Source organism: Cyclobacterium xiamenense (assembly GCF_900109255.1).
Classification (GTDB): domain Bacteria; phylum Bacteroidota; class Bacteroidia; order Cytophagales; family Cyclobacteriaceae; genus Cyclobacterium; species Cyclobacterium xiamenense.
The window spans coordinates 718,762-742,597 of record NZ_FNZH01000002.1 but is presented as its reverse complement, the minus strand read 5'-3'; the positions used below and the strand labels follow the sequence as shown (position 1 = coordinate 742,597).

Here is a 23,836-nt window from a genome sequence, read left to right as displayed (position 1 = left end):
TATTTGAAAAAACTATCCGATACGCGTGAATCAATTTATCAATAAAAAAGTAATTTTTCAGGATTTGGGGAGGAAAGATTACCGGGAAACCTGGGATTACCAGGAACAGCTATTCGCAGCCATCGTTTCCGCGAAAATCGCTAATCGCCAGCAGGAACCTACGCTGCAGCAAATCACGGAAAATTACCTGCTATTTGTTGAGCACCCCCATGTCTACACCCTGGGAAAAAGCGGAAAACCCGAAAACTTGCTCCTGGATGAAGCAGGCTTAAAAAAACACCAGGCGAGCTTCTACCCCATCAACCGGGGCGGCGACATCACCTACCACGGTCCAGGCCAATTGGTCGGCTATCCCATTCTGGATCTGGACAATTTTTTTACCGATATCCACCGTTACCTGCGGTACCTGGAGGAGGCCGTCATCGCCACGATTGGGGATTATGGCCTCGAGGCTGGCAGGATTGAGGGGCTAACCGGCGTTTGGTTGGACCATGTGCGCCAGCAAAATCCCCGTAAAATCTGCGCATTGGGGGTGAAATCCAGTCGATGGGTGACCATGCATGGCTTTGCATTCAATGTAAATGTGGACCTGAGTTACTTTGAGCATATCGTCCCCTGCGGTATCCGGGACAAGGCCGTCACCTCCCTGCACGTAGAACTAGGCCGGGCTGTTGACGCGTCCGAAGTAAAGACCCGTCTGAAGGGACATTTGGCACGAATTTTCGAGATGGAACTGCTGGACATAGCGGTCCCACAGGAAAAGCGCGAGAGGTCTTCCGATTTTTAACAAAACGTTTATCTTTGTAACAGGCACAGTGTCCGGCGATAGCCCAATTGTTACATTCCCAAACCGGAACGGCCTGCTCGTGTACCTACCTGATGCCTATGACTGGTTTTTTTGAACAGCTGAGTGATATCCTTTTTCTGGATATCGAAACCATCTCCGGAACCAAAAGTCTGGAGGAACTCCCGCCAAGGATGCAGGAGGAATGGAAGAAGAAGGCCCAATACCTCCCCCAGCGGGAAGACAAGGAACCCGCGGAATTGTATTTCGAAAAAGCGGGTATTTACGCCGAGTTTGGCAGAATTATCTGTGTCGGTGTAGGCTACTTCACCTACCGAAAAGAGGAAGACCTGCTGCAATACCGCACCAAGTCCTTTGCCGCTGAAACGGAACACGAGCTGCTTTGGACCTTTCGGGAGCTATTGGGTAAACGCGATTGGACCCTTTGTGCCCACAATGGCAAAGAATTTGATATACCTTACCTGTGTCGGCGCATGCTGGCAAATCAGATTCCCCTACCGGAGGTACTTCAACTGGCCGGCAAACGACCCTGGGAAATCCGCCATTTGGACACCCTGGAGTTATGGAAATTTGGGGATTACAAGCATTACACGCGCCTGGACCTATTGGCCGCCCTGTTTGACATCCCCAGTTCAAAGGATGGCATCGATGGCTCCGAGGTAAATGCCCGGTACTACCATGCAAATGGACTGGATACCATCCGGGACTATTGCCTGCGGGATGTAGAGGTGACGGCTCGGATTTACCTGGCCTATCAAGGCCTTCCGGGAAATCTGGAATTTGACCGGATCAATCTGGACGAAGACGCGTCGTCGGATACCCCGGCACCGGAATGATTTCAAATAAATATGCGTACCTTTAGTGTTCTAAATCATTTTTATGGGAAGAAAATCAGGAAGAAAAAAATCGGGATTCAGAAACAAGGAGGGAAAAGCCTCTGGATTGTCACAGATAAAACATCAGTTAACGCAATTTTTAGACAGTAATTTCGGTGAGGAATTTGCTGAAAAACAACTGATAAAAAAACTGACCCTGCGGGATGCCCCCTCCAAGAAATTACTTGACGATGCCCTGCAAGACCTTTTGGCAAGCGGAAGCATCTCCAAAAGCCCCCGAAACCTTTATTCTTCCGCGGCAGATCCCGAATTTATTACCGGAGAGGTAGACTTTGTAAACGCCCGGTTTGCCTTTATCATTCCCGAAGATCAGGAAAAAAAAGAGAACGATATCCTGGTGAAGGAAGCCGATCTCAAAACAGCCCTGGACGGAGATAAGGTACGCATTCTGGTCTTGCCGCACAAAGGAAAAGGCGGCAAACGGGAAGGCAAAGTGCTGGAAATCCTCGAACGCTGCCGGGATGAATTTGTGGGGCGGGTGGAAATATCCCCGCGATTCGCCTTTGTGGTTCCTGATTTCAAAAAAATGCACCAGGACATCTTCGTAAAGAAAGCAGACCTGGTCGGTGCCCAGCACAACCAAAAAGTGATCGTCAAACTTACCGAATGGAAGGAAGGTGATAAGAGTCCGACCGGTAAAATTATCCGGGTATTGGGCGAGGCTGGAGACCACGAAGTGGAAATTCACTCCATCATGGCGGAATTCGGACTGCCCTTTGAGTACCCCGAAGACGCCATGGCCGAAGCGGATACCATCCCCGAAACCATTCCCTCCGAAGAACTGAAAAAAAGAAGGGATTTCCGATCCATCGATACCTTTACCATTGACCCGGCGGATGCCAAGGATTTTGACGACGCCATCTCCTTCCGGTATTTGGAAAACGGAAACATGGAAATCGGCGTCCATATTGCCGACGTGAGCCATTACGTCACCCCGAGGTCCATCATGGAAAAAGAAGCCTACGACCGGGCTACTTCCGTTTACCTCGTGGACCGGACCATCCCCATGCTGCCCGAAAGGCTGAGCAATGGGCTTTGCTCGCTTCGACCCAATGAGGACAAGCTTACCTTTTCTTGTGTCTTTGAGATGGACGAGGAAGCACAGGTGCGGGATTTTTGGATCGGGCGAACGGTGATTCATTCCAACCGACGGTTTAGCTACGAAGAGGCGCAGGAAAACATGGATCAGGCGGCAGGAGCATATGCAAAAGAACTACTAACCATCAACGGTCTGGCAAAAAAACTCCGCCGGGCACGGTTTAAAAAAGGCGCCATTAATTTCGAGACCGTCGAGGTAAAGTTCAAGTTGGACGAAAAAGGCACGCCAGTAGGCCTGCTAATCAAGGAACGAAAAGACGTGCACAAGCTCATCGAAGAGTTTATGCTGCTGGCAAACAAGACGGTTGCGCAATACATTTACGACAAAAACAAGGGGAAGAGTACCTTTGTCTACCGCATACACGACTATCCTGATCTGGAAAAACTCAACACCTTTGCCAATTTCGCCAGGAAATTCGGACACGATTTGCAAATCAGCGACGAAAAAAAAGTGGCCAACAGCTTAAACAAGCTGATGGATGAGATTGTTGGTAAGCCGGAACAGAACGTACTGGAGCAATTGGCCATTCGCAGCATGGCGAAAGCCAAGTATACCACCGAACCAAAACTCCATTTCGGACTTGCTTTTGCGCATTACACCCACTTTACCTCTCCGATTAGAAGGTATCCGGATCTGATGGTGCACCGACTGTTGCAGCATTACCTGGATGGGGGCAAACCGCCCGAAAATCAGGCCTGGGAAGAAAAATGCGTTCACTCCTCCGAGCGGGAAAAGCGGGCCGCAGATGCCGAGCGCGCCAGCATTAAGTACAAGCAGGTGGAGTACATGAAACTTGCAGAAGAAAAGGACTACGCGGGCATGGTCACCGGTATTACGGAATGGGGCGTTTATGTGGAAATTACAGAAACCAAATGCGAGGGCATGGTCCGGGTACAGGACATGACAGACGATTATTACGATTTTGACGAGAAAAATATGCGGCTGATCGGTTCCAAAAACAAGAAAATCATCACACTTGGAGACAAGGTCATGGTTCGCGTAACTCGAACCGACATTGACCGGAGAACCATAGATCTGGAATTTGTTAACGATGATAAATGATAAGGTACTCGGGGAAATAAGAGATTCCCTGGAAAAACATATCCTGCAGCTGCAACTAGGAGGCAATCCTCCCGAACTATACGACCCAATCACGTATCTGATGGGATTGGGAGGCAAACGGATCCGCCCCTTGCTCGCAATTCTTTCCTATGGCTTGTATAAAGAGGACTACCAACGGGTAGTAACACCTGCCGCCGCCATCGAGGTCTTTCACAATTTCACCCTGATGCACGATGACATCATGGACAAGGCACCCATCCGCCGGGGCATGCCCACGGTGCACGAAAAGTGGAACGCCAATACGGCAATCCTCTCCGGTGATGTGATGCTGGTCAAAGCCTACGAATTGCTGTTGGAAGTAGCACCGGAACACCTGCGAGAAAGCATTGCGCTGTTTAGCAGAACAGCCGCCGAAGTCTGCGAAGGGCAGCAATTGGACATGAATTTTGAAGGGGTGGAGCAGGTGTCGGAGCCGGATTACTTAAACATGATACGGTTAAAAACGGCGGTACTGCTGGGGTTTTCGCTTCAACTGGGAGCCGTACTGGCCGGGGCCGGAGATGAAGACGGACGTCGCCTTTACGATTTTGGCGTAAACATCGGCATGGGTTTTCAATTAAAAGATGACTTGTTGGATGTCTACGCAGACAAAGAAAAGTTTGGCAAGCAGGTAGGCGGAGACATTCTGGCCAATAAAAAAACCTACCTCCTGATCAAGGCCAGGGAACTGGCCCAGGGAGCAGACAAAGCTACCCTCGAATACTGGCTACAAACAGCGGAACCCGATCCCGAACAAAAGGTGCGGGAAGTGCGGGCGGTCTACGACCGGCTGAAAATAGAAGCGCATACACTGGAACTCATGGGAAATTTTTTTGAAAAAGGATTCGAGCAGCTCAGTCGCCTGCACGTCAAAAGACCGGAAGGGCTACAACTCTTATGGAACCTCACGCATAACCTCGCCAACCGGGAAAAATAACTTGTATGGAACTATCTCTAACGCTGATTACCATCGGCATTACCTGCCTGATTTCGTATTACGGATGGAAAAATCCGGAAGTTATGGAACGGCAACTATTCGTCCCCTACCTGATCCAGCGAAACAAATCCTACGGGCGATTCATCACCTCAGGCTTCATCCATAAAGACGGCACCCACCTGCTTTTCAACATGTTCACCTTCTATTTCTTCGGAAGCGTGGTGGAACAATACCTGATGTATCAATTCGGCGCCAGTCTGGGCGCCCTGGCATTTGTTGTGTTTTACCTGGCGGCGATTGTCGTGGCCGATATTCCGACCTACCTGAAAGAAAAAGACAATCCTTCTTACCGGGCGCTGGGTGCTTCCGGTGGTACGGCTGCCACGGTGTTTGCAAGTATCGTACTCATGCCTTTATCAGACATCTGTATTTTTGGAATCTTTTGTCTTCCGGGCTTTATCCTGGGGCTGCTGTTTTTGGGATACGCCTTTTACAAAGGCAAACAGGGGGATGACGCCATCAATCACGACGCCCATTTCTATGGCGCGGTTTTTGGCATCGCGGTCATCGTCCTGATTTCCCCGCAAAATGCCCTGTATTTCTGGGACGAAATAAAAAGCTTCCGTTTGTTCTAACGGAAGCTTCTGGAATCGAATTATTTATTCTTTTTTAATTGCCGAACCAATTTATCAACGACATCCTTCACCAGGGGGATCCAATGCTCTCCCTTTTCTTCTGCGAAAACGTCAGGGCCCGGGATGCCTACCCGCATGCCAACCACGCTTTTGGCAGTACCACCGTGGCCTTCGGTTTTGAAGTAAATGTCTACGGCATTGATATCCGGAGTGAACTTGGATAATTTATCGATGGAAGATCTGATTTCTTCCTGCACGGCGGCATTGATATCGAGATTAACCGACTGTACGTCAATTTTGATTCCTCTGTAATTTTCAGTATAATTCATGAAGGCAACAAGATTTAGACCCGGTAAAAAACCGGGGATGGGACTATTTGTTAACGAAGGTTCCTGCCGGCAGAAAGCCGGCAATAGAAAAAAAAAGGCCCTTTTACGCAAAGGCCTTTTGGTTATCCCTGAGGAGGGTTCTTATGCTTCGGTTGGAAGTACACTTACGTACGACCTTCCGTCATGCTTTTTGCTGAACGCAACTTTCCCTGGAGTCAATGCAAACAGGGTATGATCCTTACCCAAACCCACATTCAATCCGGGATGATGCTTGGTCCCCCGCTGTCTGACGATGATGTTACCGGCGATAACCGCCTCTCCACCAAATTTTTTCACTCCAAGACGCTTGCTTTCTGATTCTCTGCCGTTTTTGGAACTACCTACACCTTTTTTATGTGCCATAACTTTAGTTGTTTTTCGTGTGTCCTGATCGGATCCTTACAGTACAATATCTTCAATTAAAATCTTCGTGTATTGCTGACGGTGACCGTTTTTCTTTTTGTATCCCTTTCGCCGCTTTTTCTTGAAAACAATCACTTTGTCTCCTTTTACGTGATCGAGGATTTTCCCCGATACCTTGGCTCCTTCCAATAAAGGTGCGCCTACCGATACGGTACCGTTGTCGTCTGCCAAAAGCACCTGATCGAATTCTACGGAAGCGTCAACCTCACCTTGCATTTTTGGTGCAAAGATCTGCTGCTCTTTTGTTACTTTGAACTGCTTACCGGATATGTTTACTATTGCGTACATAATGGTTTGATAGATTACAATTATCAAAATTGAGGTGCAAATATACGAAAAAAATACATATAGATAAAAAAGTAGGCAAGTATTAATTTACTAATCGGTCCGAAGGGAGCCGATCATCCCAAGAATAAGGAAACAGATGCATTTTTTGGGGTATGTTTTCCGAATTTTCTTCTATAAAATAACTAAATAGACGCTATTAAATTGATTTTCAATACCTTGGAAGCACACAAAGCGAGAAAACGGAAACTATTTCTTGACCAATGGTCAAAAAATCGGCTTCTTTTGGGCTTTTCTGCGGGGAATCAAATTAATTCAAAAAAGTTACATCGCCCTATCCGGCCATTATTAATTAAAGTTATTATTTATATTTAGTACCTTATTTTACTATATTATAATTATTTATGATCCTTTGACCGACGGTCAATTTATTAAGCTTTCCTAGGAATTTGGGCTTTACTTTTTCGAATTTCTTGCCCATATTTGTTAAGGTATTGTTACCAAACCCAACGAAGCAAACCGAAACGTGAAGAAAAGGCCGCGAAGCCATTTGTATAAAATTTAATTTATTAAACCATTTGGACTAATGAAGTCAGAACCTATTTTAGAACAGGGAGATAACAGCCGATTTGTCCTATTCCCCATTCAGCATGATGACATTTGGGAATACTACAAAAAGGCGGAAGCCAGCTTCTGGACTGCAGAGGAGATCGATCTGGGTCAAGACCTCAACGACTGGAAAAACCTTAGCGATAGCGAACGCCATTTTATTTCCCATGTACTCGCTTTTTTTGCTGCCAGTGACGGGATAGTGAACGAAAACCTCGCCGAGCATTTTGTATCCGAAGTACAATATACGGAAGCAAAATTTTTCTATGGCTTTCAAATTGCCATGGAGAACATCCACAGCGAGACGTATAGCCTACTTATCGACACCTACATCAAAAATCCGGAGGAACGGGACCGGCTTTTCAATGCCATCGAGCACCTGGATTGTGTAAAAAAGAAAGCCGAATGGGCCCTTCGATGGATCGATCAGGGGGACTTTCACGAGCGCCTGATTGCCTTTGCCGCAGTGGAAGGAATTTTCTTCTCCGGCTCATTTTGTTCCATTTTTTGGTTGAAAAAAAGAGGCCTGATGCCCGGTCTGACCTTTTCAAACGAATTGATCTCCCGGGACGAAGGACTGCATTGTGACTTTGCCTGTCATCTGTACACCCGCCACGTGGTAAATCGCTTGCCGGAGGAAACAATCATTGGCATCATCAAAGATGCGGTTGAAATCGAAAAAGAATTTGTGACCGATGCGTTACCGGTACGGTTAATCGGTATGAATGCCGAACTGATGTGTCAATACATCGAGTTCGTTGCCGACCGGTTGTTGCAGGAATTGGGATGTTCCAAGGTTTGGAATAGTACCAATCCGTTTGATTTCATGGACATGATATCCCTACAGGGAAAAACCAATTTCTTCGAAAAAAGGGTTGGGGATTATCAAAAAGCAGGCGTTATGAAAAACAAAGACGTCGCCAACGGTTCAGGGAAATTTTCTGTAGAAGAGGATTTTTAACCATTTTTTACTAGTAAATAACCAATCAATATGTTAGTAATCAAAAGAGACGGGAGAAGAGAATCCGTGCGGTTTGATAAAATCACCACCCGGATAGAGAATCTTTGCTATGGCCTGGACGGCCGCTACATTCAGCCCATTGAAGTGGCTAAAAAAGTGATCGATGGGCTTTACGATGGGGTGACCACCACCGAATTGGACAACCTCGCTGCAGAGGTATGTGCCTCATTGACCGTTAAGCATCCGGAATACGCCGTTCTGGCCGCCAGAATCGCCATTTCCAATCTGCACAAAACCACCAGTCAGTCCTTCTCCAACACCATGAAGCGGCTGTATACCTACATCAATCCCAAAACCGATGAGAATGCTGCGTTGATTGCGCCCGACGTGTATGGAATTGTAAAAAAGCATGCCGCCAAACTGGACGAAGTAATCGACTACAGCCGGGATTTTGATTACGATTTTTTTGGTTTTAAGACCCTCGAACGAAGCTACCTGATCAAACTCGACGGGAAAGTGGTGGAACGACCCCAACACATGTTGATGCGGGTGTCCATTGGTATCCACAAAGAGGACATTGATGCGGCCATCGAAACCTACCACCTGCTTTCGCAGAAATGGTTTACCCATGCCACGCCAACTCTCTTTAATGCCGGTACACCCAAGCCGCAGCTGTCTTCCTGCTTTCTGTTGACCATGAAAGACGACAGCATTGACGGTATCTACGATACCCTGAAACAGTGTGCAAAAATCTCCCAGTCGGCCGGTGGTATCGGGCTTTCCATTCACAATGTACGGGCCAAAGGATCTTACATCCGAGGTACCAATGGCGTCTCCAATGGAATTGTACCCATGCTGCGAAATTTTGATATGACGGCGCGGTACGTGGACCAGGGCGGAGGAAAAAGGAAGGGTAGTTTTGCCATTTACCTGGAACCCTGGCATGCCGATATCAAGGATTTCCTCGACCTGAAGAAAAACCACGGCAAAGAAGAGCTCCGTGCCAGGGATTTGTTTTACGCCGTTTGGGTGTCGGACTTATTCATGAAACGTGTGGAAGCCAACGAAGACTGGTCGCTCTTTTGTCCGCATGAGGCCCCCGGTCTCGCCGAATGCCATGGGGAGGAATTTGAGAGGCTCTACGAAAAATACGAGAAAGAAGGCCGAGCCCGGGAAACCATCAAGGCCCAGGAGCTTTGGTTTGAAATCCTGGAGTCCCAGATCGAAACGGGAACTCCGTACATTCTTTACAAGGATGCAGCCAATGGAAAATCGAACCAGAAAAACCTGGGGACGATCAAATCTTCCAACCTGTGTACCGAAATCATGGAGTACACCTCCCCCGATGAAGTGGCCGTGTGCAACCTCGCCTCCATTGCTCTTCCTAAGTTTGTACGGATTGGAAAGGACGGTAAAAAATACTTCGACCACCAGAAGCTCTATGAGGTAACCAAGGTAGTGACTCGAAACCTAAATAAGGTAATCGACGTGAACTACTACCCGGTTCCGGAAGCCCGTAAATCCAATTTCAGGCACCGCCCCGTCGGATTGGGTATTCAAGGACTGGCAGATGCATTTATCCTATTGCGCATGCCGTTCGATTCCGAAGAAGCGAAAGGCCTAAACGAAGATATTTTCGAAACCATCTACTTTGCCGCCATGGAAACCTCCATGGAACTGGCCAAACTCAACGGAACCTACGAGACCTACGAGGGATCCCCGGTTTCCCAAGGCTTGTTTCAGTTTGACCTTTGGGGCGTGACTCCAAAATCCGGCAGGTGGAACTGGGCGGAATTGAAACAGAAAGTGAACAAGTATGGCGTGCGCAATTCCCTCTTGGTAGCACCCATGCCTACGGCCTCCACTTCGCAGATTTTGGGCAACAACGAATGCTTTGAACCTTACACCTCCAATATCTACACCCGCCGTACACTCTCGGGTGAGTTTGTGGTGGTCAACAAACACTTGATGAAAGACCTGATCCGTCTCGGTCTGTGGAACGACAGCATGAAAAACCGGCTAATCGGTGCCAACGGATCCGTTCAACATATTCCGGAAATCCCACAACACCTCAAAGACCTGTACAAGACCGTCTGGGAAATTTCCCAGAAAGTCATCATTGATATGGCGGCTGACCGGGGAGCCTATGTCTGCCAGTCGCAGAGCATGAACCTGTTCCTTCAGGAACCCAACTTTGGGAAGTTGACATCCATGCATTTTTATGCCTGGAAAAAGGGACTAAAAACCGGCATCTATTACCTGCGGTCCAAAGCCGCCAGCAGTGCCATACAGTTTACCGTGGACAAATCCCAGCTGGATAAAAAGCCAGTAGAAGCGGCGGCAGCAGCCCCCGACACCAAAAAGCAGCAACAGGACGCCATCGCCTGTTCGCTTGACAATCCGGACGATTGTGAAATGTGCGGGAGCTAAACACCCCTTCCTCTGCCACTACAAAGAGCAACCGCTGCGATGCACCGGTTGCTTTTTTTTACCCCAATTTTTAGTGCCACCTCCCGTCGCCCCTCTACAGCAAACCCAGGGAGTTCGAATTCATTCCCGCGAGCGCTTCCCCACCCGATTCGGAACATTATCGAAATTTCGTAAGAGTCATAGATTTTTTCAATGGAAATAAATTTTTCATAATTACTAAAATTGGTATCTTGGATGTGTAAAGAGTGAATCAATTACTATATACTTATGGAAAACAGCACAAACCCAAACGCAAAATTATCTGACCTCAATGACAGCGCGGCAAAATGTCCCTTTCATGGAGGGGCGCTTAAACAGAGTGCAGGCGGAGGCACCAGAAACAGGGACTGGTGGCCCAATCAATTAAAGCTAAACATTCTGCGGCAACATTCCGCACTGTCCAACCCCATGGGCGAGGGATTTGATTACGCCAAGGAATTTGAATCCCTGGATCTGGCAGCCGTGAAGAAAGATTTAGAAGAGGCGTTGACGACCTCCCAGGACTGGTGGCCGGCGGACTACGGCCATTATGGCCCTTTTATCATCCGCATGGCCTGGCACAGTGCCGGTACCTACCGGATTTCTGATGGCCGTGGCGGGGGCGGGACGGGCTCTCAGCGCTTTGCCCCGCTGAACAGTTGGCCCGACAATGCCAACCTGGACAAGGCGCGTTTGCTCCTTTGGCCGGTCAAGCAAAAATACGGAAAGAAAATTTCCTGGGCCGATTTGATGATCCTGGCTGGCAACGTGGCTCTGGAATCCATGGGATTCGAAACCTACGGTTTTGCTGGCGGTCGGGAAGACATCTGGGAACCCGAGGAGGACGTGTACTGGGGATCCGAAGCCGAATGGCTGGGAGACAAACGCTACACCGGTGACCGGGAATTGGAAAATCCGCTTGGAGCAGTACAGATGGGCCTTATCTACGTAAACCCGGAAGGACCCAACGGTACGCCCGATCCAGTGGCATCGGCGAGGGACATCCGCGAAACCTTCGGGCGAATGGCCATGAACGACTACGAAACCGTCGCACTCATCGCAGGCGGTCATACCTTTGGTAAAACCCACGGTGCCGGAGACCCCACCAAATACGTTGGGCCCGAGCCAGCTGCTGCCGGTATCGAGGAGATGGGACTGGGATGGAAAACTACCCTGGGATCCGGAAATGGAAACAACACCATCACCAGTGGTCTGGAAGGGGCCTGGACGACTACTCCTACCAAATGGAGCAATAACTATTTCGAAAACCTATTTGGCTACGAGTGGGAACTGTACAAAAGCCCCGCAGGGGCCAATCAATGGCGTCCAAAAGACGGGGCAGGTGCAGGTACCGTACCCGATCCGCACGATCCTTCCAAGAGTCACGCTCCGTTTATGCTGACAACCGATTTGGCACTCCGCATGGATCCGGAATACGAAAAAATCTCCCGGCACTTTTACGAAAACCCGGATGAGTTTGCGGATGCTTTTGCCAAGGCCTGGTTCAAGCTTACCCATAGGGACATGGGGCCACGTGCCCGGTACCTGGGACCCGAAGTACCACAGGAGGAACTCATCTGGCAAGACCCGGTTCCTGCCGTGGACCACGAACTGATAGATAGTTCCGATATTGCCGACCTGAAGACACAAATTCTTGCTACTGGATTGTCGGTATCGGAATTGGTAGGTACTGCCTGGGCTGCTGCCTCCACTTTCCGGGGGTCGGATAAAAGAGGCGGAGCAAACGGCGGGCGGATACGACTCGCTCCCCAAAAAGACTGGGAGGCAAACAATCCCAAACAGCTCGCCAAGGTGTTGGACAAATTGGAGGGGATTCAAGAAACGTTTAACGGATCCCAGTCAGGTAACAAAAAAGTGTCCCTTGCCGATCTGATCGTTTTGGGCGGATGTGCTGCCATCGAGAAAGCTGCCAAGGATGCCGGGAAAGACGTGACGGTACCATTTACTCCTGGCCGAACCGATGCAAGCCAAGAGCAGACCGATGTAGAGTCTTTTTCCATTCTCGAGCCAGCAGCCGATGGATTCCGCAATTACCAAAACGAGCAACACATGGTGGCCGCCGAGGAAATGTTGGTAGATAGATCGCAATTAATGGGCCTGACCGCTCCCGAAATGACCGTTTTGGTCGGTGGTATGCGGGCCTTGAATACGAATTTTGACCAATCCGCCCACGGGGTATTCACCAAACGCCCGGGCCAGCTGACCAACGATTTCTTTGTCAACCTATTGGACATGGGTATCAGTTGGAAAGCTCTGGACAATTCCGACAAGGTATTCGAAGGGAAGGACCGAAAAACCGGCGAACGCAAGTGGACCGGAACCCGGGTGGACCTTATCTTTGGCTCCAACTCGGAGTTGCGTGCGCTGGCCGAAGTATACGGCTGCAGCGACGGCGAGGAAAAATTCGTCAAGGACTTCATCGCAGCATGGGATAAAGTCATGAACCTGGACCGTTTTGAATTGAAAGACTAACCCTCTTTTGATACCGTTTTTTTACAAGTAAAGGTGACCTGAATTCAGGTCACCTTTTTTTTAAGCCAATGCCTTGCTGGCAAGAAGGGTTTTTCGTCTAGTAGCTCAACCCTTCCTGGTAGTGAAACAAGGCATACCCTTCGCCCTCTAGAAAGCCCGGTACATCCTCGAGGTTGTCTGTTACCGCCTGATTGGAAACAGGGGTCGAAAAAGGCATTTTACCTGCCGGAGCAAAAGCCCCGGTAATCACCTCAAATAGTGCCTGAGGAGTCGTTCCGAAGGTAGCTAAAACGGCGAGGGTATTTCCTTTATCGGCATCGTCGTAGATTTCATCGATCACCCAGGGATTGGAATAATCCATCACCAGAATGGTGGGTACCTGGGAGGCTATACTTCGCACATGTGCCACGTCGATATTGTTTTCAGATAGGGACAGCGAGATCGGTTCTCCCGTAGCATTGAACAGCGAGAGGGAGGGGATTACCCATTGCACGGCCAGATCGGCTTCTTCCGGGCTTTGTACCAGCTCCAGATCTGGAATACCCGGCAGCTCTTTCCATACAAATTTATCTCCTCTCGGATCGCTCTGAGCACTTCCCTGGATGGTTTCAAAATAGATCTTTTTCCGGGCGTCTACTGGCAGGCTGTTTTCCTCGTTTCGCAGCAATACGATGGATTTCCTCAGCGCTTCGGCCGCCCTCGTTCGAAATTCCTCATTTCCAACGATTTTGTCCGCTTCTTGCGGATCAACATAGGGATTTTCAAAAATCCCCAACTGGAAATTTTCGATCAGCAAGCGCAAGACCGATGCATCAATCAATGCAGGGTCTACCATTCCATTTTCCACCACGGCAATCAGGTCGGATGGGTCGGATATCCCGGAAATGATGTTCGAACCGGCTTCAAGTGCCTTCTTGTACCGCTCGTGCAGGGACAGGTCCTCCACTCCCCAAACCATGCGGGTGAGTGGCCCGGTATCGGTGTTGACGATTCCGGAAAAGCCCAGCTCTCCCCGAAGCAAATCCGTAATCACGGCCTTATTGTACGAGTAGCCTACTTCTTCAAATTCCGTTCCCACTGGCATGGAGTAATACGGCATGATCGCCGAGGTACCTGCATCAATGGCCGCGCGAAAAGGCAGTAGATTCTCGTAAAACCTTCCCCCCGGGAATACCTGTTCCTTTCCCCATTCAAAATGCGAATCCTGGCCGCCTTTTCCCGAACCTCCACCCGGAAAATGTTTCATGGTCAAAGCAATGGATTTAGTGTTCAGTTGCTCGCCCTGAAACCCGATGACCACTTCCCGAATAATTTCTGCCACCCATTCCGGGTCCTCTCCAAAGGTTCCATTTACGCGGGACCAGCGGGGTTCGGTTGCCAGATCGGCCATGTACATATACCCCTTCCGTATGCCGGCAGCAAGCCATTCCTGCCGGGAAATATCGGCAAATTCCTTGATCAATTCCAGGTCGCGGGCGGCAGACAGTCCCAATTCCCCAGGCCAGGCTGTAAAAACGCTCGCATTAAGCGCCGTACCTTCGGAGGCATTTCCCGAAATATGATTTCGGGGATTGGAAGTGATGATGGCCGGAATTCCCAAAGGCTCGGATTCACAAAGCTCCTGCAGGTGGTTGTTCCAGGTCGCAATAACCCCCGCAGGCTCGTTGAGACGCAGGATAAAATGACGGTTATGGAACGTTTGAATCCGTTGACTGGTACTGGTGGACGCGTTCATGCCACCAATAAAATTCGGCCTTCTGGCTCTTTCTTCCTCAGACTCTTTCACCTGCCCCTCGTCCAGATCGCTGGCCTGGTAGGCTCCTCCGGAGGCAGCGGCCTTCCTACTCCCCAACATGTTTAGCGTGTTGATGGACATAAACCCGGCTTTTTGCTCCAGTGACATTTGGGAGAGCAGATCCTGGCTTCGCTCTTCGGGGCTTAGACGCCAGTCTTCGTAGGGATCCAGGGTTCCGTTTTTGTTTAGGTCCTTAAACCGGTAGCCGTCGACTTCGATTAGCTCGAGGCTACGAAAACCAAGATCAGGCTGGGTATACTCGATTTTTTGCCCGCAGCCTCCAAGCAGTGCGGAAAGCAGAAAGGGTCCCGATAACCTAGCGAATCGGCTGTCTACGGGAAAAATGGTCAAATGGCTTTTCAAGAGACCATGCATGACTGAATTCATAGGAATGGTGTTTGGTGATACGGTGGCAAAAATACCCCGTATCCACATCGCAGGCGTACCAACCGATAAGCTGGCACCTGTTTAGGACCTGATTTCTTGCTTGAATTCGCTCGGCGTGCAACCGGTTTCTTCCTTGAATAGCCGATTAAATGACGATTTGGAATTGAAGCCACAGGCGTAGCCAATGCCCAATATGGAATAATGGTCGTATGCCGGGTTCAACAACATCTTTTTGGCTTCCCGAATCCGATACTCGTTTACCAGTTTAAAAAAGTTTTTATTTTGGCCGCTGTTGATTACCTGAGACAACTTGTGCCGGGAAATATTCAGATCCGACGCCATTTGTTGGAGGCTGTACTCGGGGTTGAGGTAGGGTTTCGCTTCGGTCAGATATGCGAGCATGGCTTGGGTGACCTTTTCGATTTCCTCGCCAGTAATGGAAGACCCCGTGTATTTTTTACCTCCAAGAGGGGCTCCATTCGTTTCCGGCCGGATTGCGCCTTCCTCCGGCGTATAGATAACCGATTGATTGATCCCAAAAAAAACCATTATAAATACGAAAATGGTCAGGTTTACAGGAAGTAGGAAAAGGGAAGGAACTTCCAACTGCCACACTTTATGAAAAAAGAAGCGTGTGAAATCCACCATAAACAAGACAAGAAACAGCGAGAGCACCAACGCAAGCCAGCTCATGGAATTTGCCCGGGTATAGTTGGAAAAATGAAGGCGAATGTTTTTACGGTGTTTCAAAACCAACTTCAAACCAGATAGCCAATAATAGAACAGGGAGAGAATTAAGATCGCATAGTATACCTTATTGTAGACGTAAAGCGGGTTTTCCGATGAACTGGTAATGGGTACGGCTGGGGTTACCGACCGGTGAAGGGATACCAGTAAAAGCGGCAGCAGGTGAAGCAGTTGCCGGGGTTTAAGTCGAAAATCTTCTATGGTCAATGATTGCAAGTAAAAATAAAGTAGCGGACCAAACAGCAACAATACAGGGAAAATACCCGGTTTAAAATGGGTTACCACCTCAAAAGGAAGTAAAAGTGCCCCCAGAAACACGGCAATGATACCGAACCAAACCACTAAAAAAACGAAACTTACGTGCCTGGGGCGCTTGCTGATAAAAAGAAGCATCCCGAAAAGGGCTTGCACCAATCCGACTAAGGTAATACTTGTATACACTTTTTTTTGTGGTAGTATGGCGAGATAATGCAAAAAAACAGTCTCTTAACCTCGTTTCGTCTAGACCTGCCAATTTTTTTGACCGGTGATTTTTTCTTTTTTCTTTTGGTATATCTCATTCAATTGCTTGGTAAATACCTCCATCTCCTTTGCAACCGTTTGAATGTATCCGGAGTACTCTCTTAAATTGATTTCGTCAATTTTTTCTTCCTTGCTAATAAGCGTTGTAAGTCCGAGTAAGTTGGTGACTGGTCTTCGTAAGATATGCGAAATATCAAATAGGATTTGTTCCATTGCCAGCTCGTATTCGATATGACTGGTGATATCCTGGAAGCTACCGTACCATACCACGGTTCCATCGCCCAATTTTTCAGGCCTCCCTTTTACCATGTGCCACCGGTGACCATCCTCAGCAGCCACGCGGAATTCATGGTACCACAGTGAAAGGGATTCATAGGATTTCTCGTGACTTTCTCTAAACGATTGAATGTCATCCGGATGAATGACACGGTATCCTGCATTGGGATTTTTCAACCATTCTTCTGGATCAATGGAGGGATAAAGCCGTTGGATACCTTCGCTGATAAACTCAAATTTTATTTTGCCGGAGGGTTTCCGGGTCAACTGAAAGATCCCTCCGGGGATGTTGTCTGTTATTTTTTTTAGCTTGTCTGCACTCAAGGCAATTTTATCTTTCTGCTGCAACATTTTTTTTCGCGTATTCAAATAATCCATCGCTTTCTTTGCGAGCAGTTGGAGTGTCTTTTCTTGATTCCTTGTGAACTCCCTGGGTTTACTATCCAATACGCAAATAGTACCTAACACATGGCCATTTGGTGTTTCCAATGGTGCGCCCGCATAAAACCGGATATTTGGATCCCCTGTCACGTACGGATTGTCCTTGAAACGGGGGTCTTTTAGTGAATCGTTTACAACCAAAATTTCTTTTGGCTTATGAAGCGCATGCTGGCAAAACGAAACTTCCCGGGAAGTCTCTTGAAGGTCTACGCCCATCTTTGCCTTGAACCATTGCCGTTTCTTATCAATCACCGTAATCAGCGAAATCGGTGTGTCGCAAACCAGGGATGCGATTTCCGCCAATTCGTCTAACTCTTTCTCTGGTGGAGTGTCAAGAATTTCGTACGCTTGTAATTCAGCCAACCTTTCTTCTTCCATGCTCATTCCTGCTGTTTATTTCAACAAATGATTAAAAGTTCATCCTGGTACGCCTGCCTGTTGCCTGGCTTCTACTGCCTGCTCATTTTTCACCGTAAAAAAGAAAAAAACGTTCAAAAGCTTTGCGTACGTGTCAAGTTGCTGCTCACCAGACGATACGTGAGGAATAAAGGTATAACATTTTGTTTAAATGGAGAAATCACCTGGTATTATTGTATCGTCCATAGGTCTGATCCATGTACCAGCGAGAATTTCGTTTTCTGAACGCAGGAAAATGATTGGAAATGGGTTCACGCAAGACCAGGCAAGGGCGAAATGTACTCGAAATGCCCGGTGCCTTCCCATCGCATGGCGTCAGCGGTAGCGCCACCACCTGCCGGCAAGCAGAACGGATTCGATCGCACTTCACCACTCCTCCATTGCAAGTGAGCGCGAGAGGTCCTGTACCCCGCAGGTTTACGGATTGCAATAATCACAATACATGGGGTCTTCTGCATCCTTGTCGCATATTTTTTCCGTTTTGCTAAAGCCACATTTGACGCAGCCGTAAACCCTTGCCTGGGGCGAGCGGGTGGGTCTACCGCAGAGGGAACAGGGCATCCCCGGTTGCACCGCCCTGATTCCAAACCCCGGGCTGTTGCATTTTTCGCATTGCACCTGGACTCTTTTTAACAGCTCGTCCGTGGCTTCGCCGATAACCTTCATGCGCATGGGGTTGTACATGGCGCGCATATCCGTTTCCACAAAGGCCTGTCCAGAGCGAGCCAAAAACATCCGAAATGTTGCCAGCAATTCCTGCTGCTCGCAAATTCCCTTGCAAACCGTATCGATCGCTCCCCGACGCTCCCGCAGGATCAGCCCATGAGAGGGGAAATTCGCCTCCCGGGCAAATTCCAAGAGTTCCGCTTCCCTGGAACAGTGCCGGGAACTGAAGTTCGTTTCCGCACTCAGTTTCCTACCAACGATCTCAAGCCCATGTCGCTTGTCAAGCAACATAATAAGCTCCTCGTTACCCGGTAGAAAATAATAAGTCGGGTGCGCTCCAAATGAACCCTCACTGGCAATCGCAAGATCTACACCCGAGTAACTCATGGCCAACTCGCATTTCTTTCGGGCAGTCGCGAGGGGGTCTTCTTTTCGCTCTACTTCTCCGGAAAACGTTCCCAGCAAATCGGTGTCTAATTCCAAACAAACAAAAGGTAGCACCCCCAGTTGGGAGGCTACCTTTGGCCCAATCAGGGTTTCTTTCCCGTGCTTCGTAGCAATGACCAGCCTTCTACCCGCAAAAAAATCCCTGGCTTTCATTTTTCAGTATAGCTACCGCAATCACAGGGCTTCCCATTGTAGGTTGCCCCGATACCGGTGGGTAACCTTACCCCCGGCGTCCAGGGCCAACAGGAATATCCAAGTGTTGTCACAAAGATCTCGTACGGCGCGGTGTTTTTCCAGAATGGCATTCATGGCCTCAATCGGAGCCTCGATCACCACATTGAGGCGTAGCGGTTCGTGCTGGTACCGGGTGCCATCGTGTACCGACTGCATGGGCAGTCCCACCCGCAAATCGCCGGAATACCCTTCCAGCACACCCAATCCTGCAGTGACGTTGTGCAGGGTTTTGTTTCCGGACCCGAAATTCAGGTTGTCGACCGTTGAGCCGTAATATTGCAGGTTTATCCAGCTGGTAACCACCATGGGCGCTGTCATGATCAATTCAAGTATCGAAAAATCAGCATCTTTTTTCCAATCGTACGAATGCAGGAACGATTGTCCACCAAAATTCAGCTTTTTAGTCCGCTCGCGGGGTGCTACCACAAAGGCCGAACAGCCCGCTAGTCCCCATTCCGGGCGAACCTGGGACCAGTCCTTACTGCGCGAAATAAGGGCCTGATCCTGGTTTTCCGTAATGGCCATTCTCAGTGCTCGCTCTGCACGCGCTCCCCGAGCAGCTTTTGCCAGTGAACGCTTGAGCTCCCCAAATTCTCCGATATGAGAGAGGGGTACCTCCTGCTCATTGAATATGCTAACCTCATCGGTGGTGGTATCGTGCAGGCAGGCCAGAAATACCGTATCCTCCGGGATGGATAGTTTCGCCTCGACTAGCTGCTTGCGAACTTCTTTATCGTTTAGCACGGCAGCAGCCACCTTGGCATTTGCTTCTCCGGAATGCCCTCCACAGGCGCCGCAGTCCAGCCCGGTGGCATGGGGATTATTCACGGATGTCGACCCATGCCCAACAATCAGCACGAAAGGGGCAAAATTTTCGGTGAGCGACATGGCGTTCAGCGCGTTTTTCGCCAGTTGAGTGCGTTGTTCCAGCGGTATTCCGACCGATAGGTCGGCATGATTGCCTACCTCCAGGGAAATGCTCTTTTGCTTCGCTTCCTTCCGGTCCAATCCGGCCCCATCGGGGTGGGGAACGGGTCGGGTAATACCGAAGGAGTCGGTAAATAGCTTGGGCAGGTAGGACAGACCCATGGGACTGACAAAGCTAAAACAGGTGATAGCGCCGGATTTAAAGGATTTCCATACCTGCTTTAACTGATGGCGTAGCACCCGATTGCTGTGGGCCCGCTTGTTCGTAGCTGCATCCGGAATTTCTTCCAAAATAGTCGGCCCTGTGGGAATCAGTACCGGACATTGCGCTTCACCTGTGCTGTGAGCGAGCGGCACAAATTGGATCGGAAACGCAAAAAACCCTGCAAATCCAATCGTTTCTACCTCCGAATCTGCCTGCTCCAGGTTGCGCCGATATACTTCCGAACGTACGTCAATACAAAATATGGCCTGCGCTTTCGGACGGGTTGGTTTTGCCATTTCGTTCGCCGGTGCCCGCTGAAATTTTTCGATGAGTGCCCGTTGGGCAGCCAGATCAAAGGCTTCCTGCAAAACAAGCAGGTCAGAAAGCTCCTCACTTAGCTCGGTATCTTGGTTTGCCTCGACAAGCCGTTTCTTTGCCGTCAGCCACGAAAAGCGGAGTTGCGGTCCATCCAGGCATTCGAGCAAGCAGGCTTCCCAGCAAAGGAGCACCGATAAAAATTCCAGGGATACGGCTCCTTTTTTACCGTACAATTCCTTGTCCCAATCCAGCCGCGCCGCATAGGCCGACCAGCCGCCTACCCGAAGCAGCAGTCGATGCAGGTAAAGGGGAAGAGCGGACTCCGGCACATCGAGTACCTCCAATGCCTTTTGGGCTGCCTGCAGGGGGTCCGCTGACAAGGCTTCGACCGCTTTTCGAAATCCTTTTAAACCGGTAATTTCAGTTGTTAAATCCACTGTGGCTTCTTCTCTCCAGGCTTTAAAGAGCCCGATTTGGGGGTTGGAAGCCTTCCACAGCGCCTGTCCTTTATCGAAATAGGAAGCAGCCCAGGTAGAAATTCTGCCCGTCACAAAACGGTTCCAATCTTGCTTTGTAACCTGGGTAGCTACATCGCTATACGTGGCAATGGTGGCCGTACCTACGCCTGCATCCTCCTTTGTCTCCAGGGACTGAATAAAGGCATCTACATCCCTGACGTTACCGGCCTTTTTCGTCAGTGCCTCTCCCAGGTCCTTCCGGGAAATGATTCCCTCCCGAATTTTGTTCCGATAAAACGAAACGGGAAGGGTCGTTTGAATGCCACCAACGGTAGCCAACTGCTGAGCCACCGTTTCAAAATTTTTATCGGTAAGTCCCAGGTAAGGGTTCACCGCAACAAAATTCTCCAGAGGCCATACCGGTGCAATTTTCTTGCAGGCCGTCTGCAGCGTGGTTGTAAGCGTGATCTTTTTTCTTTCCTTGGGTAGTAGTAATACTTGATCTTCCATTTTTTTTTATCAGCGATTGGTTGTTCCTGAAAATGTCTAAGGCTATTTGGGAGGGGTTAGTTATTGTTTTTTTTGTCGGCGGTTACCGATTGGGCATTTGCCGTGGCAGGTGCAGCGAGAACTTGCCTGCTTTGCGGGGAAAGTAAATGCAAGGCATGAATCATCCGGTCAAACCATGCATTGGCGTAAAATCCGTTTCGGACGTGAACGGCCATGGCCTGGTATGAGGGCTTATTGGAAAGTTGGGGCGCTATCATCTGAACAAAGACGACCAAAGCAAAGCCCAACAGCACCAGACCGGCAACCAGTAGCTTGCCGTATCCCAACACGGCCGTTTCCGGAACCTGTGTTCCAAGGAGGTAATGCGTAGCAGATTCCAATGCAAAAAATGCCGTGGTAACCGTAAGCGCCATAAGGAACGCTTGTGCCAATAACCGCGTATCCCAGGCGCGGGCAATGGCAGCTGTGAAAAGGCGGGCCAGGCCCATGACGATGACTGCACCAATTAACACAAGCGCCAGGTCGTTTTGCGGATCAATTCCCCAAACAAATGCAAACCCGGCGTACAAAAGCAAAGCCAACACAATACCCGAAACCACCTTCAGTGGACTGAGCGGACTGGTTTGGTCGGCAACTTTCGCTGCACGGACCAGGTCAATCTGGCTTCCGGAAGAGAGAAATGCGTGCGCTTTGTAAAAAGAATGGGCTACCAGATGCAATAAGGCAGCTGGATAAACGCCCATTCCACAAACCATCAAACTAAATCCCATGTGTCCTACACTGGAGTAGCCCAGGGCCGTCTTAATGGACGGTTGGGTCAGGTAAGCAACCGAGGCAAAAAGTGCTGTAAATCCACCCAGCCCCATGAGTAACAGGGGAGCTATCGTACCGGCATCCACCACAAAGGCCATGCGAATAATTAAGAAGGGACCCGCATTAAGCAGACCGGCGTGCAACAGGGCAGATACCGGAGTAGGGGTCTCCATCACTTCTATCAACCATCCGTGTGTAGGAAATTGGGCGGACTTAAGAATCGCAGCAACGGCTAAAAACAGGGCCGCAAGCTCTACCGTATGGGGGACATCTCCAGAAGAAACGGCCGCTTGCACACCCAAAAACACCTGCTCGAGGTTACCGGTACCGAATTCGTTATACAATAAGAGGATCGCAACCAACAGGCTGGCATCCCCCAGTCTTGCCAGAATAAATTTCTTTTTGGCGGCAATTTGCGCCCCCGGTCGTTCGGGATAAAAGATCAGCAGACGGTGCAGGGAAATACTGGTCAATACCCAGGCAATAAACAGCAAGCCGATATTTCCCGAAAGCACCAGCAATTGCACGGAAGCGATGGTGGCAGCCAGTTTCCCCATAAATGCTCCCTGTCGGGAATCCCCGTCCAGGTAATTCTTACTAAACTTGATAATGATAAAGCCTAAAAGAGCGATCATTCCCAGCATCAGCAAGCTGAGCGCATCCAGCCGAATGCTGAACCCAATGCCACCGATGCCCCACAATCCGGATTCCAATAGCCCATGCTTTGCAACGAAAATGCCACAGAATCCTGCGATCAAGAGGCTGGCGACAGACGCCACGCCACTCAAAAGGGTGACTTGATTGGGCCTGCATCCCGGCTGAAACCAGGAAGCGACGGCTGTCGCTACAAATACCAGAGGTGAGAGAAGTGCAATCAGGGGCAGTAAATTTTCAATCATGGAACTTTTCGTTTTTTACCAGTCAAATTGATCCTTAGATGGAATAATTGCATTCCTGCAAAATTTTCCACGATGCAAAGTTGAAAAAAATAATCCATAAGTTTTCATTTCGATTTAGTATGAAATACATAAATTATTTTAATAAATGTCGCGGGGTTTTCCTCTGGAAGGTCCTTTGAATTGGTATCCGGAGAAAAGCCCATCTGATTGACTGGAAGGTATGAAACCGAACGGTGGGAAGAATACCTACCGTCCTGGTAGTTACTTTTTCATTCCAGCCCGATCCCAAAAATCCGGTGAGCTGGGCCTGAGGTCGTCTCGTAGCTTGCGTTGGTGGTGAGGGGTTTGTCGATTGCTCCCTGTCAGACCATTACAAGCAATGGACGAGTTGAGAAAAAATCCCTGAACAGCCAATACTATCCCGCATCGTACCTAATTCCTACATCTTCTCTGCGAATTCATGCATTAGCTCGGGTTTTAGAAAACAACCACCAACAACGAAACATTTGTTGGAAACGTACACTGGAGGATCACCAAGATGACGGTACGGATACGTTTCGGAACGTTTGGTGAATTCGCCAACTTCATGGCCGAAGCCTCAACGGGTCGGAACCAGGTTTTTGGTGTCACCAGTATGGCCGACGGGGACCGCGCGAAAGCCCTATTTTGGGACCTCGACGGCATAGGCCTGGATGGACAAGTTACCGCGCGCTG

Annotated in this window: 17 protein-coding genes; 8 read left to right on the top strand and 9 right to left on the bottom strand. The window is 49.2% G+C overall.

Annotated features, from left to right (window positions below):
- Positions 1 to 25: 25 nt before the first annotated feature.
- The 5 genes from lipB (at position 26) to BMW71_RS07855 (ending at position 5,473) form a co-directional block, all read left to right on the top strand.
- Positions 26 to 787, top strand: a complete 762-nt coding sequence (gene lipB / locus BMW71_RS07875; protein WP_092171790.1) for a lipoyl(octanoyl) transferase LipB — start codon at positions 26 to 28, stop codon at positions 785 to 787.
- A gap of 98 nt (positions 788 to 885) precedes the next feature.
- Positions 886 to 1,641: a 3'-5' exonuclease gene (locus tag BMW71_RS07870; protein ID WP_092172803.1), complete on the top strand. Its 756-nt coding sequence runs from the start codon at positions 886 to 888 to the stop codon at positions 1,639 to 1,641.
- A 43-nt stretch (positions 1,642 to 1,684) separates the two neighbouring features.
- A complete protein-coding gene (rnr, locus tag BMW71_RS07865; RefSeq protein ID WP_092171787.1) occupies positions 1,685 to 3,862 on the top strand; it encodes a ribonuclease R in 2,178 nt (725 codons plus the stop codon).
- Positions 3,852 to 4,838: a polyprenyl synthetase family protein gene (locus tag BMW71_RS07860; RefSeq protein ID WP_092171785.1), complete on the top strand. Its 987-nt coding sequence runs from the start codon at positions 3,852 to 3,854 to the stop codon at positions 4,836 to 4,838. Before rnr ends, BMW71_RS07860 begins: the two co-directional genes overlap by 11 nt.
- Before the next feature lie 5 nt (positions 4,839 to 4,843).
- Positions 4,844 to 5,473, top strand: coding sequence for a rhomboid family intramembrane serine protease (locus BMW71_RS07855; protein ID WP_092171782.1), 630 nt, complete (start codon positions 4,844 to 4,846; stop codon positions 5,471 to 5,473).
- A gap of 20 nt (positions 5,474 to 5,493) precedes the next feature.
- Here BMW71_RS07855 and BMW71_RS07850 read toward each other — a convergent pair whose 3' ends face one another.
- The 3 genes from BMW71_RS07850 to rplU all read right to left on the bottom strand — a co-directional run bounded on the left by BMW71_RS07850 (position 5,494) and on the right by rplU (position 6,552).
- The gene (locus BMW71_RS07850) at positions 5,494 to 5,802 is read right to left on the bottom strand and encodes an HPF/RaiA family ribosome-associated protein (protein WP_092171779.1); all 309 of its coding nucleotides are present in this window, start codon (positions 5,800 to 5,802) and stop codon (positions 5,494 to 5,496) included.
- Positions 5,803 to 5,943: 141 nt separating this feature from the next.
- Entirely contained in the window at positions 5,944 to 6,204 is a 261-nt protein-coding gene (rpmA, locus tag BMW71_RS07845; protein WP_092171777.1) for a 50S ribosomal protein L27, read from the bottom strand.
- A 36-nt stretch (positions 6,205 to 6,240) separates the two neighbouring features.
- Positions 6,241 to 6,552: a 50S ribosomal protein L21 gene (rplU, locus tag BMW71_RS07840; RefSeq protein WP_092171774.1), complete on the bottom strand. Its 312-nt coding sequence runs from the start codon at positions 6,550 to 6,552 to the stop codon at positions 6,241 to 6,243.
- Positions 6,553 to 7,135: 583 nt separating this feature from the next.
- Between rplU and BMW71_RS07835 the strand changes: the two genes are divergently transcribed.
- From BMW71_RS07835 to katG, 3 genes are all read left to right on the top strand, one after another.
- Entirely contained in the window at positions 7,136 to 8,119 is a 984-nt protein-coding gene (locus BMW71_RS07835) for a ribonucleotide-diphosphate reductase subunit beta (RefSeq protein WP_092171772.1), read from the top strand.
- Positions 8,120 to 8,149: 30 nt separating this feature from the next.
- A complete protein-coding gene (locus BMW71_RS07830; RefSeq protein WP_092171769.1) occupies positions 8,150 to 10,549 on the top strand; it encodes a ribonucleoside-diphosphate reductase subunit alpha in 2,400 nt (799 codons plus the stop codon).
- A 267-nt stretch (positions 10,550 to 10,816) separates the two neighbouring features.
- Positions 10,817 to 13,060 (top strand): catalase/peroxidase HPI, encoded by a 2,244-nt coding sequence (gene katG / locus BMW71_RS07820; RefSeq protein ID WP_092171764.1) that lies wholly within the window; start codon positions 10,817 to 10,819, stop codon positions 13,058 to 13,060.
- A 97-nt stretch (positions 13,061 to 13,157) separates the two neighbouring features.
- On the opposite strand, the gene BMW71_RS07815 is transcribed toward katG, so the two are convergent.
- The 6 genes from BMW71_RS07815 to BMW71_RS07790 form a co-directional block, all read right to left on the bottom strand.
- Positions 13,158 to 15,242 carry a glycoside hydrolase family 3 protein gene (locus BMW71_RS07815; RefSeq protein WP_244891114.1) on the bottom strand — a complete coding sequence of 695 codons (2,085 nt, stop codon included), beginning with the start codon at positions 15,240 to 15,242 and terminating at the stop codon, positions 13,158 to 13,160.
- An 81-nt stretch (positions 15,243 to 15,323) separates the two neighbouring features.
- On the bottom strand, positions 15,324 to 16,430 hold the full coding sequence (locus tag BMW71_RS07810) for a helix-turn-helix domain-containing protein (protein ID WP_241684939.1): 1,107 nt from the start codon (positions 16,428 to 16,430) through the stop codon (positions 15,324 to 15,326).
- Positions 16,431 to 16,490: 60 nt separating this feature from the next.
- Entirely contained in the window at positions 16,491 to 17,606 is a 1,116-nt protein-coding gene (locus tag BMW71_RS07805; RefSeq protein ID WP_177179591.1) for a GAF domain-containing protein, read from the bottom strand.
- A 456-nt stretch (positions 17,607 to 18,062) separates the two neighbouring features.
- Positions 18,063 to 18,911, bottom strand: coding sequence for a DUF6671 family protein (locus BMW71_RS07800; protein WP_092171756.1), 849 nt, complete (start codon positions 18,909 to 18,911; stop codon positions 18,063 to 18,065).
- Positions 18,912 to 18,932: 21 nt separating this feature from the next.
- The gene (locus tag BMW71_RS07795; protein WP_092171753.1) at positions 18,933 to 21,410 is read right to left on the bottom strand and encodes a YbcC family protein; all 2,478 of its coding nucleotides are present in this window, start codon (positions 21,408 to 21,410) and stop codon (positions 18,933 to 18,935) included.
- Between the two features lie 56 nt (positions 21,411 to 21,466).
- On the bottom strand, positions 21,467 to 23,122 hold the full coding sequence (locus tag BMW71_RS07790; protein ID WP_092171751.1) for a proton-conducting transporter transmembrane domain-containing protein: 1,656 nt from the start codon (positions 23,120 to 23,122) through the stop codon (positions 21,467 to 21,469).
- Between the last annotated feature and the right edge of the window lie 714 nt (positions 23,123 to 23,836).

What these genes read in the sequence shown, in the direction of transcription:
- BMW71_RS07835 (WP_092171772.1), top strand. Translation starts at nt 7,136, where the DNA reads ATGAAGTCAGAACCTATTTTAGAACAGGGAGATAACAGCCGATTTGTC.
- BMW71_RS07855 (WP_092171782.1), top strand. Translation starts at nt 4,844, where the DNA reads ATGGAACTATCTCTAACGCTGATTACCATCGGCATTACCTGCCTGATT.
- BMW71_RS07870 (WP_092172803.1), top strand. Translation starts at nt 886, where the DNA reads ATGACTGGTTTTTTTGAACAGCTGAGTGATATCCTTTTTCTGGATATC.
- katG (WP_092171764.1), top strand. Translation starts at nt 10,817, where the DNA reads ATGGAAAACAGCACAAACCCAAACGCAAAATTATCTGACCTCAATGAC.
- BMW71_RS07815 (WP_244891114.1), bottom strand. Translation starts at nt 15,242, where the DNA reads ATGAATTCAGTCATGCATGGTCTCTTGAAAAGCCATTTGACCATTTTT.
- BMW71_RS07795 (WP_092171753.1), bottom strand. Translation starts at nt 21,410, where the DNA reads ATGGAAGATCAAGTATTACTACTACCCAAGGAAAGAAAAAAGATCACG.
- BMW71_RS07860 (WP_092171785.1), top strand. Translation starts at nt 3,852, where the DNA reads ATGATAAATGATAAGGTACTCGGGGAAATAAGAGATTCCCTGGAAAAA.
- BMW71_RS07850 (WP_092171779.1), bottom strand. Translation starts at nt 5,802, where the DNA reads ATGAATTATACTGAAAATTACAGAGGAATCAAAATTGACGTACAGTCG.
- BMW71_RS07790 (WP_092171751.1), bottom strand. Translation starts at nt 23,122, where the DNA reads ATGATTGAAAATTTACTGCCCCTGATTGCACTTCTCTCACCTCTGGTA.
- BMW71_RS07800 (WP_092171756.1), bottom strand. Translation starts at nt 18,911, where the DNA reads ATGAAAGCCAGGGATTTTTTTGCGGGTAGAAGGCTGGTCATTGCTACG.
- BMW71_RS07830 (WP_092171769.1), top strand. Translation starts at nt 8,150, where the DNA reads ATGTTAGTAATCAAAAGAGACGGGAGAAGAGAATCCGTGCGGTTTGAT.
- rpmA (WP_092171777.1), bottom strand. Translation starts at nt 6,204, where the DNA reads ATGGCACATAAAAAAGGTGTAGGTAGTTCCAAAAACGGCAGAGAATCA.
- BMW71_RS07805 (WP_177179591.1), bottom strand. Translation starts at nt 17,606, where the DNA reads ATGGAAGAAGAAAGGTTGGCTGAATTACAAGCGTACGAAATTCTTGAC.
- rplU (WP_092171774.1), bottom strand. Translation starts at nt 6,552, where the DNA reads ATGTACGCAATAGTAAACATATCCGGTAAGCAGTTCAAAGTAACAAAA.
- rnr (WP_092171787.1), top strand. Translation starts at nt 1,685, where the DNA reads ATGGGAAGAAAATCAGGAAGAAAAAAATCGGGATTCAGAAACAAGGAG.